Origin of the sequence: Streptomyces sp. NPDC049687, assembly GCF_044465285.1 — a bacterium.
In the GTDB taxonomy this organism is placed as follows: Bacteria; Actinomycetota; Actinomycetes; order Streptomycetales; family Streptomycetaceae; genus Streptomyces.
In genome coordinates, this window is the sequence record NZ_JBITLN010000006.1 from 62,815 (window position 1) to 79,989 (window position 17,175).

14 protein-coding genes and 1 pseudogene are annotated in these 17,175 nt (G+C 68.5%); 10 read left to right on the forward strand and 5 right to left on the reverse strand.

Translation table 11 applies throughout. The features are described from left to right. The first annotated feature begins 280 nt into the window (after positions 1-280). Positions 281-1,096 (forward strand): oxidoreductase, encoded by an 816-nt coding sequence (locus ACIBVL_RS19805; protein ID WP_399098864.1) that lies wholly within the window; start codon positions 281-283, stop codon positions 1,094-1,096. A gap of 302 nt (positions 1,097-1,398) precedes the next feature. Here ACIBVL_RS19805 and ACIBVL_RS19810 read toward each other — a convergent pair. The 3 genes and pseudogenes from ACIBVL_RS19810 to ACIBVL_RS19820 form a co-directional block, all read right to left on the reverse strand. After that, a pseudogene (locus tag ACIBVL_RS19810) lies at positions 1,399-2,081 on the reverse strand (transposase); the annotation flags it as partial. Positions 2,082-2,088: 7 nt separating this feature from the next. Continuing rightward, complete coding sequence (locus ACIBVL_RS19815; RefSeq protein ID WP_399098493.1) at positions 2,089-2,238, reverse strand: hypothetical protein; 150 nt, start codon at positions 2,236-2,238, stop codon at positions 2,089-2,091. A 181-nt stretch (positions 2,239-2,419) separates the two neighbouring features. Further along, on the reverse strand, positions 2,420-3,001 hold the full coding sequence (locus ACIBVL_RS19820) for a TetR/AcrR family transcriptional regulator (RefSeq protein WP_399098494.1): 582 nt from the start codon (positions 2,999-3,001) through the stop codon (positions 2,420-2,422). A 155-nt stretch (positions 3,002-3,156) separates the two neighbouring features. Here ACIBVL_RS19820 and ACIBVL_RS19825 point away from each other — a divergent pair, with 155 nt between their 5' ends. Both ACIBVL_RS19825 and ACIBVL_RS19830 read left to right on the forward strand, forming a co-directional pair. Then, positions 3,157-4,134: an alpha/beta hydrolase family protein gene (locus ACIBVL_RS19825; protein ID WP_399098495.1), complete on the forward strand. Its 978-nt coding sequence runs from the start codon at positions 3,157-3,159 to the stop codon at positions 4,132-4,134. 761 nt (positions 4,135-4,895) lie between these two features. Continuing rightward, positions 4,896-6,578 carry a cellulase family glycosylhydrolase gene (locus tag ACIBVL_RS19830; RefSeq protein ID WP_399098496.1) on the forward strand — a complete coding sequence of 561 codons (1,683 nt, stop codon included), beginning with the start codon at positions 4,896-4,898 and terminating at the stop codon, positions 6,576-6,578. A gap of 616 nt (positions 6,579-7,194) precedes the next feature. On the opposite strand, the gene ACIBVL_RS19835 is transcribed toward ACIBVL_RS19830, so the two are convergent. Together ACIBVL_RS19835 and ACIBVL_RS19840 are read right to left on the reverse strand one after the other, a co-directional pair. After that, positions 7,195-8,115, reverse strand: a complete 921-nt coding sequence (locus ACIBVL_RS19835; RefSeq protein ID WP_399098497.1) for a LysR family transcriptional regulator — start codon at positions 8,113-8,115, stop codon at positions 7,195-7,197. A gap of 172 nt (positions 8,116-8,287) precedes the next feature. After that, entirely contained in the window at positions 8,288-8,929 is a 642-nt protein-coding gene (locus ACIBVL_RS19840; protein WP_399098865.1) for a TetR/AcrR family transcriptional regulator, read from the reverse strand. A 335-nt stretch (positions 8,930-9,264) separates the two neighbouring features. Here ACIBVL_RS19840 and ACIBVL_RS19845 point away from each other — a divergent pair, with 335 nt between their 5' ends. The 7 genes from ACIBVL_RS19845 to ACIBVL_RS19875 all read left to right on the forward strand — a co-directional run bounded on the left by ACIBVL_RS19845 (position 9,265) and on the right by ACIBVL_RS19875 (position 17,093). Continuing rightward, positions 9,265-10,611, forward strand: a complete 1,347-nt coding sequence (locus ACIBVL_RS19845) for an aminomethyl transferase family protein (RefSeq protein ID WP_399098499.1) — start codon at positions 9,265-9,267, stop codon at positions 10,609-10,611. A 189-nt stretch (positions 10,612-10,800) separates the two neighbouring features. Next, positions 10,801-11,694 (forward strand): dihydropteroate synthase, encoded by an 894-nt coding sequence (gene folP / locus ACIBVL_RS19850; protein ID WP_399098500.1) that lies wholly within the window; start codon positions 10,801-10,803, stop codon positions 11,692-11,694. A 154-nt stretch (positions 11,695-11,848) separates the two neighbouring features. Continuing rightward, on the forward strand, positions 11,849-13,192 hold the full coding sequence (locus ACIBVL_RS19855; protein ID WP_399098501.1) for an aminomethyl transferase family protein: 1,344 nt from the start codon (positions 11,849-11,851) through the stop codon (positions 13,190-13,192). 29 nt (positions 13,193-13,221) lie between these two features. After that, a complete protein-coding gene (locus ACIBVL_RS19860) occupies positions 13,222-14,094 on the forward strand; it encodes a methylenetetrahydrofolate reductase (RefSeq protein ID WP_399098502.1) in 873 nt (290 codons plus the stop codon). Next, positions 14,091-14,996: a formyltetrahydrofolate deformylase gene (purU, locus tag ACIBVL_RS19865; protein WP_399098503.1), complete on the forward strand. Its 906-nt coding sequence runs from the start codon at positions 14,091-14,093 to the stop codon at positions 14,994-14,996. The genes ACIBVL_RS19860 and purU overlap by 4 nt, the downstream gene beginning before the upstream one ends. Positions 14,997-15,141: 145 nt before the next feature. Continuing rightward, a complete protein-coding gene (locus ACIBVL_RS19870; RefSeq protein WP_399098504.1) occupies positions 15,142-16,011 on the forward strand; it encodes a bifunctional 5,10-methylenetetrahydrofolate dehydrogenase/5,10-methenyltetrahydrofolate cyclohydrolase in 870 nt (289 codons plus the stop codon). 41 nt (positions 16,012-16,052) lie between these two features. Further along, positions 16,053-17,093 carry a chorismate-binding protein gene (locus ACIBVL_RS19875; RefSeq protein WP_399098505.1) on the forward strand — a complete coding sequence of 347 codons (1,041 nt, stop codon included), beginning with the start codon at positions 16,053-16,055 and terminating at the stop codon, positions 17,091-17,093. Positions 17,094-17,175: the final 82 nt, after the last annotated feature.

Consider the following 17,175-nt stretch of genomic DNA (forward strand, 5'->3'; position numbering starts at 1 on the left):
CAGGAGGGTTTCGGGGCGCGTCGAGATCGGCTGTGCGTAGGCGTCCGCCATGGCCTGGCGGGCCCGCTCGACGCCCTTCACTCCATCGGCTGCCCCCTCGAGAGTCGCGCGGGTGTGACGCCGACCCGCCCGGCGAACGCCGTGCGGATGACGCTCTCGCGCCTCTCCCGCGCACTGTGACCCTGCCCATGCCGTCCTGCTCCTTGCTGAGCTTGCACGAGGAAACCGATCGGTTTACAGTGATGGGAAACCGATCGGTTTCTCATTTTCGGGAGTCATGATGACGACAGATCGGCCGGTGGCACTCGTGACGGGTGCGTCCTCCGGCATCGGTAAGGCGGCCGCGCTCGCACTGGCCGCAGCGGGTTTCGAGGTGGTCGGCACAAGCCGAGACACCTCACGCGTCACCCCGCTCGACGGTGTGACGTTCCTCGGCCTCGACGTGGCCAGCGACGCCTCGGTCGCAGGACTGGTCCAGGAGGTGAGCGAGCGGTTCGGCCGGATCGACGTCCTGGTCAACAACGCCGGCGTCGGCTCGACGGGTGCGGCGGAGGAAACCTCCGTCGAGCAGGCCCAGGCCGTCTTCGACATCAACGTCTTCGGGGTCATGCGCATGGTGACGGAGGTCCTGCCGTACATGCGCGCGCAACGACGCGGACGCATCATCAACATCTCGTCCGTACTCGGATTCATGCCCCAGCCGTACATGGCCGTCTACGCCGCCTCCAAGCACGCGATCGAGGGCTACTCCGAGTCCTTGGACCACGAGGTCCGGGAGTACGGCATCCGGTCGCTTCTCGTCGAACCCGCCTACACCAGGACCGGATTCGAGGCCAACAGTGCGAAGCCCGACACACCCCTGCACGCCTACGCGAGGCAGCGGCAGACCGTCGACCGCGTGCTGGCGGAGGCGATCAGGGACGGCGACGCACCCGCCGTCGTCGCCAAGGCGATCGTCGCGGCGGCGACCGACGTCAGGCCGAAGCTGCGCTACACCGCCGGTCCCACGGCCGGGCGCGTGAGCACGCTGCGCCGTCTCGTTCCCGCCCGGGCCTTCGACAAGCAGATCCGCAAGATCAACCGCCTGGCCGGCTGAGGCGCAGGCTCACACGGCGACGGCCGCCCGCGCGATGGCTGCCGCCCGTCCTCCAGCAGTGCGCCGCCCCGACCTTCCGGACCAACTGACCGACCTCCACGGACGGAGGACACCTTGATGCCGGAGCGCAATCCCACCCTGATCGCGGGTGCCGCCGGCGAAATCGGCGGTATGAGCCGGACGATGGTCGACCTGCTGCTCGAACAAGGGCACCCCGTGCGCGTGTTCGTACGACAGGACGACGAGTGCGCCCAGTCGCTCCGCCGGGCGGGGCGGAGGTCTTCGTCGGTGACCTGCTCACCATCGCGGAGGGAGGGCGTCGGCCGTCGCATGACGCGGTTGGAGCGCATTCGTCCCAGCACCTCGACCGGTAGGCCGCCCAGGAGGTGGGCCATGCGCGGGGCGTCGTAGGCGGCGTCGAAGACGATGAGGATGTCGCGGTCGCCCAAGTGCCAGCGACCCATCTCGATCAGCTCCGTGACCACCGGCGGAGCTGCGCGGCGGTGACCTCGGCGACGTCGGCCTTGGGACCTGGACGGACGGCATCCAGGAACTGGCACCAAGACGTTCGGCCCGATTCGAGGGCGGCGACGAAGGAGTACGGCCAGCCGGGGATGAACGGGTCCGAGGACCGTCCGCTGCGACCCTAGACGTCGCAGAACAGGCGATCCGCGCCGGTCGGCGCGTCGGGACGGAGCCGGCTGCTGACGTCGACCGCCAGGACCAGGCGCTCGTCGGCGGCCCTCGGCATCGGCAGGCCGGCCAGCACTTTCCGCAACTGGGGCACGTCCATGTTCCCGCAGCTCAACGCCTCGTACATCGCGCCGCGCCGGTGCTCGGCCACCGGCGTCAGGTCCACCGGCCAGGTCACCGGACCGTCCGCGCATAACAACGCGTCCACGAGTTCGAACAGTTCGTCCCCGCGCACGGTCAGACAGTCGAATGTTCGAGATGTCGTTCGACGCCGGGAGCCAGGCACGGGCACTGCTGCCTCAGCTGGCGAGCAGGGCCCGCATCCACTGGTCCTCGCGTTGCTCGACGTATTCGGCGTCGTTTCGCCAGGCGTCGCCGTGGCCTTCAGCCCACAGCCTTGCCCAGGGCTGGGCTCCTTGGGCTGCCTGGTCGCGCAGGAACTCGTGCATGGAACGTGTCGGATCAGCTCGTCCTTTGACCGAGTGCGCTGTGTCGGTTGGTTTGACGTCGCCCAGAGGCTTGAGCGTGCTTCCGTCAGAGGGTCCCGAAGCGGAAGTCTCGGTGGAAGGTCGGTCTGTACGCCGCGATCCGCCGTGACCACTGTGGCGGCATGTCGCGGTGGGTTCAGACTCAGCTGCCGGACCGGTAGCGCAGGCCGTTGACGATGAGAGTGATCATGTGCCGGGTGTAGGCGCTGTCTTCCGGGTCGACGAGGTTGGCCATGGTGCGCAGTAGGTCGTATGGGGTGATGTCGGCGCGGATGTCCCCTGACGCGTCAGCGGCGGTCAGCAGTCCCTCGACGACGGGGCCGAAGCGTTCCATGAAGTAGGCAGGGAGGTTCTCGTAGGCAGGGTCGCCGGAGTGCAGGGCGGTCTTGAAGCCGCGTTTGGTGGCGAAGAACTCCGCCAGGCATCCGAGCCAGAGGGTAAGGGCTTCCAGGGGTTCGTACTGGGCCGATAGGGCGGTGGCGGCGTCGACGCAGGCGTCGATTTCGCGGCGGAAGACGGCCACGATGAGGTCTGAGCGCTGCGGGAAGTGCCGGTAGAGCGTGCCCGACCCGACTCCGGCCTTCTCGGTGATGCGTCGCACGGGTGCGTCCACGCCCTCGGCGGCGAACACATCGGCGGCTGCTGTGAGCAGTGTGTCCAGGTTGCGCTGCACGTCGCGTCGTACGCGGTGGGGCGCTGGTTCCTCGGATGGTCCTGTCGTCACAGGGCACCTCCTTTTGTGAAACGGACCAATGTTCCGTATTGTAGTTCGCGGAACGATGTTCCGTTTCGTTTCCGGGGTGGGATACACGCCGGCCGTTGTCCAGCCGTTGGACCATCCCCTTTCCGTCCTTCCTTGCGTGTCAGGAGCAGATCCGCATGAACAACCTGATCAGCACAGCCCGCCAGATCCCCGTCAACGAGTCGGCAGGCAGTCTGACGGTCAGCACGCTCACCCTGCCGGCCCCGGACCGGGCACTGCTGCTCGAAGTGCGTGTCACCGCCCCCGCCACCGGCAGCAACCTGCCCATCGTCCTGCTGTCGCACGGCGGCGGCCAATCCCTCTACCTGTCTTCCAAGGACGGCTACGACCCGCTCGTTCACTTCTACGCCGCCCACGGGTTCGCGGTCATCCAGCCCAGCCACCTCAGCTCGAAGATCGGGGGTCTCGGCCTCGACCCGAACGCCGAGGGATTCCCGATTTTCTGGCGCTCCCGTATTGCCGACATGAAACACATCCTCGACAGCCTGGACAACATCGAAGAACGGATTCCCGCGATCACCGGCCGCCTCGACCACACCAACGTCGCAGCCGTCGGCCACTCCGGCGGCTCGCAGACCGTCGCCCTGCTGCTCGGCGCCAGGCTGACCGACCCAACCGACGGCACCCTCATCGACGAGGACTACACCGAGCCGCGCATCAAGTCGGGCGTTCTGCTGGCCGCGGTCGGCAACGGCGGCGACAGCCTCACCGACGCCGTCCGCAAGGGCTTCCCGGAACTCCACCTCGACTTCTCGCACATGACGACGCCGACACTGGTGGCCTACGGCGACGAGGACGACAGCCCCGAACTGACTGTCCGCGGCGCCACATGGCACGCGGACCCCTACCACCACGGCCCTGGCGCCGATCACCTGCTGACCCTGTTCGGCGCCAAGCACTTCCTCGGCGGAATCATGGGCTACGACTTGAAAGAGACCGACGACGAGGACCCGGAGCGCCTCGCGATCACTCAGCGCATGACCTGGGCCTACCTCCGCTCGGCACTCTGTGAGGGAGATTCCGCCTGGCCCCAAGCGTGTGCTGCGCTGGAGAAGCACGCCCCCACCTACGGCCGGGTCGACAGCAAGTCGTAACTGAGCGTTTCAGCCCCCGATCCACAGGCCTGATGTCTTTCGGGTTCAATCTCTCGCCGCGAGCGCTTGACCGTGCGTGCAAAAGCCGCCGGGAATCCCGGCGGGCCCCTGCCCCTTTGTATGTTGACCACATATGGGCAGGGAGGGGGCCCCGGCGCTGCGGCTGGTCGTGGTCACGGACGACGACTCGGGGCCGCGGCTGTGCCGGGGGTGTGGTGGTCCGCCCGATGCCTTCGGCGAGGGCGACGGCGGTGTTCTGTTCGCCGGGGACTTTCCGTGCGTGCCCATGACAGCGATCGACGTGTGCCCGGCCATCAGCGTGTTCAGCGCCGCCGAACAGTGCCCCACGGGGATGCCGAGGCGCCGAGCCCGCGCGATCTCCTGGTTGTCCTCCCGACCGCTTGGGTGAACACCGCAGCGGCCGCGGCCATGGGCGGCATACGGCCGTGGGCCTTGGCATTCCCACCGTGCGTGGTGATCGATGAACCCACGAAGGCGGACTGCCGCCGATGCCGACCGGACCGGCGGTCACCCGGTGGGGGTCTCGCACTCCCCATTGTGGGGAAGCGCTTCGACGCGCAACCTTCTCGACTCGATGGAGGTTCCATGCGGGTTAGCCCGTTCTCTCCGTCGCCAGGTTGCGCTAGGCTCCGCCCCGCGTTGAAGCGCTTCGACGGTCGATGTTCGATATGAGGGGAAGGGCTTTCGAGTCAATGGAGAGTTCCATGCCGAGTTCAGCCGGGTTCACTCGCCGTCAGGTCATGACGACCTCCGCGGCCCTCGCCGTCGCGGCGTTGTCCATCCCATCGGCCGCCCAGGCCGCTGCCCGGTCCACCGGTTCCGCCGCGTCGGCGTCCGCGCTGGACGTAGTGGCAGACATGCAGCCCGGTTGGAATCTGGGCAACAGCTTCGAGGCCATCGGCGCCGACGAGACGGCGTGGGGCAACCCGCGGGTGACCCAGGCGTTCTTCCGCAGGCTGAAGGCGCAGGGCTTCAGGAGCATCCGGATCCCGGTGACCTGGGGCCAGCACGAGGGCGCGGCTCCGACCTACACCCTCGACCCGGCGTTCCTGGCCAGGATCAAGCAGGTGGTCGACTGGGCCTTGGCCGACGGTTTCTATGTTCTGATCAACATGCACGGCGACGCGTGGCAGTGGGTGCCGAACATGCCGGCCCAGCATGACGCGGTCCTGGCCCAGTACACGGCCACCTGGCAGCAGATCGCGGCCACCTTCCGGGACGAGCCGCGCCGACTGCTTTTCGAGAGCATCAACGAGCCCTTCTTCAACGGCAGCGCCGGCGACGAGCAGAACGCCGTCCTGATGAACGAGCTCAACACGACCTTCCACTCCGTCGTGCGCGCGACCGGCGGAGGCAATGCCGACCGGCTGCTCGTCATGCCGACCCTGGGGGACACCCCGGATCAGCCCAAGATCGACACCCTGCTCGCCACCTTCACCGCGCTCGACGACCCCAACCTCGTGGCCTCGGTCCACTACTACAGCTTCTGGCCCTTCAGCGTGAACCTCGCCGGCTACACGACCTTCAACGCGGCCACCCAGCAGGACCTGACCGACACGTTCGACCTGCTGCACAGGTCCTTCGTGGCCAAGGGAATCCCGGTCGTCGTCGGTGAGTACGGGCTGCTCGGCTGGGACTCCGGCCCCGGCACGGTCGAACAAGGTGAGACGCTCAAGTATCTTGAGTATCTCGGCTACTACGCGCGGTACCGGGGCTTGACCACGATGCTGTGGGACAACGGCAGTCGCTTCAACCGCCGCACCATGCAATGGAACGACCCGAGCCTCTATGCGCAGATTCGTTCGAGCTGGACGGAGCGCTCCGGCACCGCGTCCACCGATCAGCTCTTCGTGCTCAAGGGCAAGGCCCCGACGGACGCGACGATCACGCTGAACCTCAACGGCACCAGGCTGAAGGGGATCGATGTCGGCACCCGCCACCTGATCCGGGGCGTGGACTACACCGTCAACGGCAACACGCTGACCATCGCAGCGGCGACGCTCAGCCGGCTGACCGCGTCGCAGGAGCATGGCACGAATGCCGTCCTGTCCCTCCGGTTTACGGACGGAATTCCTTGGGCCGTCAACGTCATCACCTATGAAAAGCCGGTGCTGACGAGCGCGACGGGTACGACGACCTCGCTGGTGATACCCACCGCGTTCAACGGAGACAAGTTGGCGACCATGGAAGCCGTCTACGCCGACGGCACCGCCGCCGGTCCGCAGTCCTGGACGACGTACAAGCAGTTCAATGTGGCCTTCACACCGGACTACACCGCAGGCACGATCACCTTGCCGACCGCGTTCTTCGACGCTGTCACCGACGGCTCCGCCGTGACCCTCACCTTCCACTTCTGGAGCGGGGCGATCTTGACGTACACGCTGGCCAGGTCCGGCACCGCGGTCACGGGCACCTCCGTTTGAAAACGGTCTGTCAGCAATGGGGAGGATGTCTCATGTGGTGAGTTCGGCGAGCTTCTTCGGCCTCCTTTTCCGCCTGGACGGACGCCGCGTCGACGACCGCAGAGGTCCAGTCCACCTCGCCCCTGGCGCCGGGTCCGTCCAACACCGCCCGGTACAGCCGGAGCCACAGGCCCGCCTCGGTCCACACCGCGAACCGGCGATGTGCGCAGCAGGAAAGGTACCGAACGTCGGCGGCAGGTGCCGCCAGAAGAGCCGCCGACGCCGGTGAGGACGACCGCCGCGCTTCAGGCGTACGTGCTGATGGGGATTCCTCCAGTGGACGTCGGGCACCAGGCGGAGCCGCCGCGAGGGCCGAGGCGCTCCTCGGGAGCACGAGACCGCAGATCTCCGGCGAGTCGCCCCACCGCTTGGCCCTCGCCGTAGGTCCTACTAGACGATCGCCGACAACGCCTCGTACTCCGACATGGCCTTCGGCCTGGACAAGATGCTCGGGAAAAGGGACGGCCGCCGGGTACGACGGGCCGCTGGAGGCCGTGGCCCGCAGCAAGGTCAACTTGAAGCAGCTGCCTGCGTCAACTCGGCTGTCCGGTATGCAGTTCGTCGATGCTCCGGCGCGTCATACCCCTTGTCTCTCGATCGCGGGAATGGGGTTTTCCTTGAACCATCGCGTGAGGAATTCGAGCAGGATGACGATCTTTCTGGGCACGGCCTGACCGGGACCGTAGATCGCGTACAGCGGGCGGTCCGGGACAGGGACGTCAGGGAGCTGGACCTGGAGTGCTCCGGAGACCAGGTCCTCGTACGCCGACCGCTGGGGGAGCAAGGCGATCCCGAGACCTTGGACGGCGGCCTTCTGCAGGGCGAGGTACGAGTTCGAGGAGAAGGCCACGTTGCGGATCTTGTGCAGGCTGGAGGTGGATCCCTGACCGAGTCGCCACACGGGCTCGTTCACGTGCACCAGGCAGTCGCGTTCGGTCAGGTCGCCGGGATGGTCGAGGAAGCCGTGTCGTTTCACGTATCCCTCGGACGCGCACAGGGTGAACGGCAGTGACGCGATCTTCTTGAGGCGAACCTGGGAATCCCGCAGGTCACGGGTATGGAGGGCGATGTCGAAGCCGCTGTCCAGGAAGTCGTAGGTGCGCTCCGACAGGCCACCCAGTTCGAACCGTACGGAGATCTTGGGATGCGCGGCGGCGAAGGCGGCGACAGCGTCCCCGACGTCCAGGCTTCCGATCCACTTGGGGCAGATGACGCTCAATGCGCCCTCCGCCCGGTCGTGCAGCTGCCCGATGAGGGCCTCCTCCGCCTCGACCTCCGCCAGGATGCGGGAGGCGAACTCGGAGTAGCGCAGCCCCGGTTCGGTCAGGCTGACGGACCGAGCCGTGCGGTTGAGGAGGCGGACACCGATCTGCCGCTCCAGTTCCGCCACGTGACGTGAGACGAGAGAGCCGGACGAGCTGAGGGCCCGGGCGGCTCCGCTGAAACTGCCGATCTGGGCGACGGTGACAAAGCTGCGCATCAGGAGCATGCGGTCCATGGAAATCCTCCAGTCGGCCACGGCTCAGGTGTCCCTCCGGCCGTGTGAGACATGGGGCGCGGTGCACGAGCACCCGAACTAGATCGATCTAGTTCGGTTCAGTCGACGGTAACAGAGGTTCTTGACTTCTCGCGAGGGTCGGGAGCGTCCAGGTGGGGGAGCGGCTATGCGGTCACGCCGCGTCGCCGTTCGGCGGCGTCGCGGCGGTCGCAGCGGGTCGCCGGGCCGCCCCGTGCAGGAAGACCCGGACCGCGACGGCGATGCTCTCCTGGACCTCGTCGTCGTCGGGCTTGTGCGGGGAGTTCGTCAGGAGCCGCATCTGAGCGTCGCCCAACATCGCCTGGTACAGCTGCGCTGCCGCACGGACGGGGTCGATCACTTCGATCTCGCCTGCGTCGCGGGCCTGGCGCAGATACCTGGCCAGAACTTGCTGGCCGGCGGAGGGGCCGTGCTCGAAGAAGGCGCGGCCCACCTCCGGCATCCGCTCGGCCTCCGCGGTGACCAGTCGGTGCAGGGCGATGGCCTGGGGGGTGAGAACCAGGGCGGCGAAGTGCCCGCCGAGGGCCGTGAGTGTTGCCGCGAGATCCGCGTCGGGAGGGGTGAAGGAGTGCACCGGTTTCGACCATTCGTCGCACAGGTCCTCCACCGCGGCCCGGAACAGCTCGGCCTTGTCGGCGAAGTGGCGGTACAGCGTGGCTTTGGAGCCGCCGACCTTCGCCAAGACGTCTTCCATGGTGACACCTGAGTAACCCCGGACGATGAACAGCTCGCCTGCCGCCCGCAGGATCAGCTTCCGACGGTCCGCTGCCTTCATCCTCTGCACGGTCGACATCGTATAAGCCGCTTCCTGTGCAGGGCGGGCACGCTGGTTCCCGTCTCGCGTCGACTGCCCTCACAACGCCTCTTGTGCATTTTCACGACAGGGCGGTACTGTACCGTACAGTACCGCTGCCGGTCGGGGCATGCCCCTCCGTGCCGCATGTGTACGTCGAGCCGAAGACACTCGCCGAGCGAACACTCATCCGGTCGCGCTGACGCTCGGGCAGCAGCTGCCCGAGCGCGGGCCAGGGCCCCTGCCCCCCTCACACCCGCAGTTGAAGCACCCGCAGCCGCGTCGGCATGGCACCTCGGCATGACATGGAGGAAGCAATGGCACACCTCGAGGATCAGATACGCGAGGCCGGCGGGCCGCTCGCGCTCATGCGCGGCGGGCGATCGGGGGCGTACCCCTTCCCGATCCGCGCCGAGTTCACCAACTGGCGTGACGAGCAGGAGAGCTGGCGCACGACCGCCGCGCTCATGGACCTCTCCCACCACATGACCGACATCACGCTGCAGGGTCCCGACTGCTACCTCCTGCTGGCGGCGCTCGGCGCGAACAGCTTCGAGGGCTTCGGGCCGATGCAGGCCAAGCAGTTCATCGCCGTCAACCACGACGGCTACCAGATCGGCGACTGCATCCTCTTCTGTCTCGCCGACAACCTGGTCCGTCTCGTCGGGCGCCCGCCGGCCCTCAACTGGGTCCAGTTCCACGCAGAGACCGGCGGCTACGACGTCACCCTCCGCCGTGACGAGCGCACCGCCCAGAACCCGCACGGCCGCGAGTTCTACCGCCTCCAACTGCAAGGCCCCCACGCGGCGCGCATCTTCGAGGAGGTCAACGGCGGCCCGATGCCGGACATCCCCTTCTTCACCATGGGCAAGTTCCATATAGGCAAGTACGAGGTCACCGCCCTCAACCACCGCATGTCCGGCTTCCCCGGCCTGGAGTTCTTCGGCCCCTACGCCGACCTCGACGGCGTCCGCGACACGCTCCTGGAGGCCGGCGAGCCCTACGGGATCCGCCAGGTCGGCGCGCGAGCCTACGCCTCGGTGGCCACGGAGTCGGGCTGGATCGCGTCCACCGTGCCCGCGGTCTACTCGGGCGAGAGCATGCGCCCGTACCGAGAGTGGCTGGGTGCGCGCACCTTCGAGGCGAACCTCTCCGTCGGCGGCAGCTTCACCCCGGACCGGGTGGAGGACTACTACGTCACCCCCTACGACCTCGGCTACGGCCACATCCTCAAGTTCGACCACGACTTCGTCGGCCGCGCGGCCCTGGAGGGGATGCGCGGGCGGAAGCACCGAAAGAAGGCGTGGCTGTCCTGGCACCGCGAGGACGTCGCCCGCATCTACGCCAGCATGTACGAGCAGGGCGACCGGCGGTTCAAGTACATCGACACACCCGCCGCGTTCTATTCGGCCTCCCAGTTCGACCGCGTCGAGAGCGACGGCCGGCTGATCGGGCTGTCGACCCTGTGCAGCTACTCGTCCAACGTCCGCGGCTGGATCTCCGTCTGCATGATCGACGCGGACGAACTGGGCTACGGACGCGAGGTCGACCTGGTCTGGGGGGAACCGGACGGCGGTTCCGCCAACCCGACGGTCGAGAGCCATTCCCAGACCATCATCCGCGCCACCATCTCCCGCAGGCCCTTCGCGGGCGACAAGCGCTGACGCGTCGACCCCACCGGCTCCTGGGCGAGGGCATCCCCGTTTCGGCGCGCAACCTCAGCTTTCGCTCGACGAACGGGAGTACACTGCCCAGAAGCTAGAACGATTAAGTTCCCGGCTGTAACATCCTGACCTAATCGATTTAGTGATCCTTTCCCGCGGCGGAACGCGGGCTGAAGGAGGTTGCCGCCGATGCCAACCGTGCAGGACGCCGCCGTCGGGCGGTCGAGAACACCCACCGAACCGGAGGGGCTGCCCCGGCCGGGCCGATGTCTGGTCATGGGGATCCTCAACGTCACGCCCGACTCCTTCTCAGACGGCGGCGTGTACGCGGACACCCGGCACGCGATCGACCGTGGGCTGGAACTCGCCGCTCAGGGCGCGGACATCGTGGACGTGGGAGGCGAGTCCACTCGGCCGGGAGCGAGGCCCGTGGGCAACGAGGAGGAACTGGCCCGCACCGTGCCGGTGGTGCGTGAACTCGCCCGGGCCGGCGTGTGGGTGAGCGTCGACACCATGCACGCTCCCGTGGCCCGCGCCGCAGTCGAGGCGGGCGCGCGCCTGGTCAACGACGTCAGCGGCGGCCTGGCCGACCGGGACATGGCGCGGACCGTCGCGGCGGCCGGCGTTCCGTACGTCGCCATGCACTGGCGTGCGCACAGTCGCGAGATGGACCGCCATGCGCACTACGGCGATGTTGTGGCCGACGTCATCGCCGAACTCCGCTCCCGCCTTCGGCGGTTGGCGGAGGAGGGGGTCGATCCGGACCGCATCGTCCTCGACCCAGGGCTCGGCTTCGGCAAGCGTCCCGAGCACGACTGGGCACTCCTGGCCGGGCTGGAGAGGCTGCGGACGCTGGGCCATCCCCTGCTGGTCGGCGCGTCGAGGAAGCGGTTCATCGGTGCGGCGCTCGCGGAGGCGGGTGCCGGCGAGGTACCTCCCGCGGGGCGTGACGTCGCGACGGTCGCGGTCTCCGCGCTTGCCGCCGTCGGGGGCGCCTTCTGCGTCCGGGTGCACGACGTCGGCGCGAGTCTCGACGCCGTACGCATGGCAGCCGCCTACGCCGAGAGCCTCCATCGCACGTAAGGATCGCGAAGGCCACACCTCTCCCTGGCGACGCTCTGCCGGCCACTAGATCGTTTAAGTTCCCGGGACCCGCCCTTCGCGCAGGCGCTCGCGACCGCCACTCACCAAATCGATCCAACGCTCACGGGACACACAGCTACGAACAGGAGCCGTTATGGCAACCCCTTCCCTCCAGGACGGCATCGACAAGGCCGGCTCGGCGATGAAGCTGCTGTGGCAGCCGAACGCCCAGCCCTGGACCCCCGAGGTCGTCGAGCGCGAGTACGCCGGCTGGCGCAAGGAGCAGGCGGCCTGGCACGAGGGCGTGGCCCTCCTCAACCTCTCGCACCACATGTACGACATGTGGATCGAAGGCCCGGACGCCACCCGCGTGCTGGCGGACCACGGCGTCAACAACTTCGAGAAGTTCGCGATCGGCCAGGCCAAGCAGTACGTGCCGGTCACCCGTGACGGACACATCGTCACTGACGGAATCCTCGCTCGCGAGGGCGAGAACACGTATCTGCTCAGCGGGATCCCGACCGCCCAGCACTGGGTGCAGTACCACGCCGAGAAAGGCGGTTACGACGTCGGCTTCGTCACCGACCCGTCCTCCGCCTTCCGCCCCGGCGGCGGTGATCCCAAGCTGTTCCGGTACCAGATCCAGGGGCCGCTTGCGGCGGAACTCATCGAGCGGGCCTTCGGCGGGCCGCTGCCCGAGACGAAGTTCTTCCACTCCACGGCGGTCACCCTGGACGGGCGTCCGCTGCGCGCCCTGCGGCACGGCATGGCCGGCCAGGCGGGCTTCGAGTTCATCGGCCCCTGGGAGCACGCGGCCTACGTGCACGAGACGTTCCTGAAGGTCGGGGAGCCGCTCGGCCTGATCCAGGTCGGCGCACTGGCATACGCCACACCCAGCGTGGAGAGCGGCTGGATCCCTTCACCCGTGCCCGGGATCTACACCGACCCGGAACTGGCCGACTACCGCGCCTACTTGCCCCTGTTCGGCATCGAGGGCAAGCGCCCCCTGAACGGCAGTTACTTCTCGGAGGACATCGAGGACTACTACGTCTCCCCGTACGAGCTCGGCTACGGGAAGATGATCCACTTCGGTCATGACTTCGTGGGCCTGGACGCCCTGCGGAAGGCCAAGGACGAGCCGCTGCGCGCCAAGGTCACGCTCGTCCTCGACCCGGACGACGTGCGCACGGTCATCGGCGAGGGCCAGGACCCCGGCTTCGTGCTCAGCTACGCCCGTCACCGGGTGGAGAACGGTGCCGGTCTGGTCGGCGTGACGATGCAGTGCGCGTCGATCGACCCGGTGGGCACCGTGCTGGCGCAGACCCTGATCGATGCCGAACACGCCGCGCCGGGCACCCAGGTGACGGTGGTCTGGGGCGAGCACCCCGGTTCCGGCACCGATCCCGAGGCCGACCTCGGCTTCCCCCGCATCCGCGCCACCGTCCAGCGCTCGCCGTTCAACGAGCACGCGCGCACCTTCTACCGCCGCGACCGCTGACGCCGGCCCGGAAAGCGAGACGTAAGACGATGAACCCCGCGAACACGGTACGAACAGCGGCCGGCACCGCACTGCTTGAGGACTTCTCCCTGGAGATGACCGGGAAGGACGTCCCCAAACTCGAGGAAGCCCGCGACACCATTCCCCAGGGCACCCGCATCAACGTCGCCTTCCTCGGCAACGAGGACCTTCGGATGCGGCTGGACGCGGCCCGGGCGGTCAAGCGGCTCGGCTTCGTCCCCGTACCGCACATATCCGCCCGCCGCCTCGGATCGCGCGACGACTTCGAACGGTTCCTGGCCGGCCTGCACGCCGACGGCACGTCCGACAACGTGTTCATCGTCGGCGGTGACCCGGCACATCCCGAGGGCCCCTACGCCGACTCGCTCTCCCTGATCGACACGGGGCTGCTGTCGGAGTACGGCGTCCGCCACGTCGGCATCACCGGATACCCGGAAGGCCACCCCGCGATCGACAGCACCGCTCTGTGGTCCGCGCTGCAGGACAAGCACACGGCCCTCAGCGCCCAGCCCCTGCAGGGCGGCATCATCACGCAGTTCGGGTTCGACGTCGAACCGGTGCTCGCCTGGGTGGAAGAGGTACGGCGCCGAGGAATCGGGCTCCCGATCAGGATCGGGGTGCCCGGCCCCGCCGGCATCAAGCGGCTCATGGCATACGCCTCCCGCTTCGGCGTCGGCACCAGCGCCTCCGTCGTCAAGAAGTACGGGTTCTCGCTGGCCAACCTCATGGGGACCGCCGGACCGGACCGCTTCCTGCGTGACCTCGCCGCGGCCCACGACCCGGCCCGGCACGGCGAGTTGAAGATCCACTTCTATACGTTCGGCGGGCTCAAGGCCACCTCCGACTGGGCCGCCCGCTTCCGCAAGGAGAGCCTGACATGACCCTCACGCAGGACGCCCCGGCCCGCACGGCGACGAGCGGGCCGGCCGCCCCCCAGGCCTCGCTCATCGTGCAGGGCGCCGACGCGACGGGCATCGTCGCCGCCGTGGCATCGGTCCTCAGCAGCCATGGCGCGAACATCGTCTCCCTCGACCAGTACTCCGACAACCCGCAGGGCGGCGCCTTCTTCCAGCGCACCGTCTTCGGCCTCGACGGTCTCCAGGCCGCGTTGCCCGCCCTGCGGGCCGGCCTGGACCAGCGACTTGTGGGCGAGTTCGGGCTGGACTACACGTTGCGCGACCTCTCGGTACCCAAGCGGGTCGCCATCCTCGCCTCGAAGTCCGACCACTGTCTGCTCGACCTGCTCTGGCGGCACCGGCAGGGCCAACTGCCCGTGACCATCGCCATGGTGATCTCCAACCACCCCGATGTGGCGGAAGAGGTGCGGTCGTTCGGCATCCCCTTCTTCCACGTGCCCTGCCAGGGCGCGGACAAGTCCGCCGCCGAGGCCGAACACCTGCGGCTGCTGAAGGGCAACGTCGACTTCGTCGTCCTGGCCCGCTACATGCAGATCCTCTCCGGAGACTTCATCGCGGACGTCGGCGTCCCGATCATCAACATCCACCACTCCTTCCTGCCCGCATTCATCGGCGCCGGACCCTATGCCAAGGCCAAGGAACGGGGAGTGAAACTGGTCGGCGCCACGGCCCACTACGTCACCGAGGACCTCGACGAGGGCCCGATCATCGAGCAGGACGTCGTCCGCGTCACCCATGCCCACACCGCCACCGACCTCACCCGCCGCGGCGCCGACGTGGAACGCGCGGTGCTTTCCCGCGCCGTGCTGTGGCACGCCGAGGACCGGGTCATCCGCAACGGCAACCACACCATCGTCTTCGCCTGACGCGGACTTTTTCCCGGCGGGCAAACCGGCTCGTGCTGGAGGAACAGGTCCTGCCGCGCGCGGCCGCCGACCGCGCACGGCCGATCCCGTCCTGGCCGGCCCATCGTTCCGCATGACGAGAAAGACAAGGAAGCGGTTCGCCACCATGACAACCAAGATCGACGGCACCACGATCGCCCGGCGCATCCGTGTACAGGTCGCCGAGGAGGTCGCCATGGCCGCGGCCACCGGTTCGGCGAGAGTCCCCGGGCTGGCGACCATCCTGGTCGGCGACGATCCAGCCAGCGCCGTGTACGTCGCCGCCAAACGCCGCGCCATCAGAGAAGCCGGCATGCGCGACTTCCATCGCCACCTGCCCTCGCACGCCACCCAGGACGACGTGGTCTCGGTGATCGACGAGCTGGCCGCGGACCCGCACGTCTCCGGCATCCTGCTCCAGCTCCCGTTGCCCCGGCACCTGGACGCCGCCGTGCTCATCGACCACATCCCCGTCACCAAGGACGTCGACGGCCTCACCACCGCCAGCGCCGGACGTCTCGCCCGCGGGGAACGGGGTCTGCGCCCCTGCACACCCAGCGGCGTGATCGAGCTCCTCGACGCGGAAGGCATTCCGCTCCAGGGCGCTCATGTCGCTGTGGTCGGCTGGGGCGAACTCGTGGGCCGGCCTCTCACACAGCTCCTGCTGCGACGTGGGGCGACCGTCTCCGTCGCGCACGAACACACCACCGACCTCGCGGCCATCACCCGGCCGGCCGACATCGTGGTGGTGGCCACCGGCGTCCGCGGACTCGTCGGCCCCGAACACGTCCGTCCGGGCGCCGTCGTCATCGACGTCGGCATCCACCGCACACCCTCCGGCCTGACCGGCGACGTCCGCTCCGCCGAACTCGACGGCATCGCCGACCGCATCACCCCCGTTCCCGGCGGGGTGGGCCCCATGACCATCGCCATGCTCATGGTCAACACGCTGCGGGCCGCGCAGTGGGGCGCCGAGCGCGAGAGTGTCGCGGCGTAGGTGTTCGTCCGGGGCAGTCTGTACGACACGGGAGGTGCGGAATGGAACAGTCCCGTCCGATGGCCCTGCTGGGAGGACATCTCGCCACTGGTCTCGCCGACGTCACCAGCGATCCGGCGGCGCTGGACTCCGAAGGCTTCTGGGCGGTAGCGGCCGACTTCGAGGGTGGCCTGGTGTGCGCCCGCTTCCTCGACGTACGGCCAATCGTGGACAGCGGCGTTCCCGGGGCACCGTGGCGGGGTCCGCGCGCCGACTCCTGGTCCACCTCGCTCGACCGCCTGGCCTACACGGACGCGGTGACCCGCATCCGTGAGCACATCGCCGCCGGTGAGGTGTACCAGGCGAACCTGTGCCGCGTCCTGTCCGCTCCCGTCGGCGAGGGCGCCGACGTTCAGGCGCTGGGCGGGCTGCTGGCACGGCACAACCCGGCGCCGCACGCCGGCGTCATCCGCCTTCCGGGCCATGGCGTGGAGGTGGCCTCCGCCTCCCCGGAGCTCTTCCTCCGCCGCAAGGGCCAGGACGTCACCTCGAGCCCCATCAAGGGCACCGGCCGCACCGAGTCCGACCTGCTGGACAAGGACCACGCGGAGAACGTGATGATCGTCGACTTGGTCCGCAACGACCTCAACCGCGTCTGCGACCCCGGTTCCGTGACGGTGCCCGACCTGTGCGCGGTGGAGAAGCACCCTGGGCTGGTCCACCTCGTGTCCACGGTGCGGGGGCGTCTACGCGACGGGCTGGGCTGGCCCGAGCTGCTGGCCGCGACCTTCCCGCCCGGGTCCGTCACGGGTGCTCCCAAGCGGAGTGCCCTGCGGATCATCGCTGCCCTGGAGACATCGGCCCGGGGCCCCTACTGCGGGGGCCTCGGATGGGTCGACGCGGACCGCGACTGCGGCGAACTGGCGGTCGGCATCCGCACGTTCTGGATCGACCGGGCCGAGGGACTCCTGAAGTTCGGTACGGGGGCGGGCATCACCTGGGGATCGGACCCGGAGCGTGAGTGGTGGGAGACCGAACTGAAGGCGCACCGGCTGCTGGCCATCGCGTCGACAGAGGTCTCGGGAGCCTGCCGCGAGGCGTGACGGACAGTGCGGGCCCGGCAAGGCCCGGCCCTCGCGCCAGGGGAGACAGCGTGAGGGGCCGTGTGGTGGGGAGGCGGTGGTC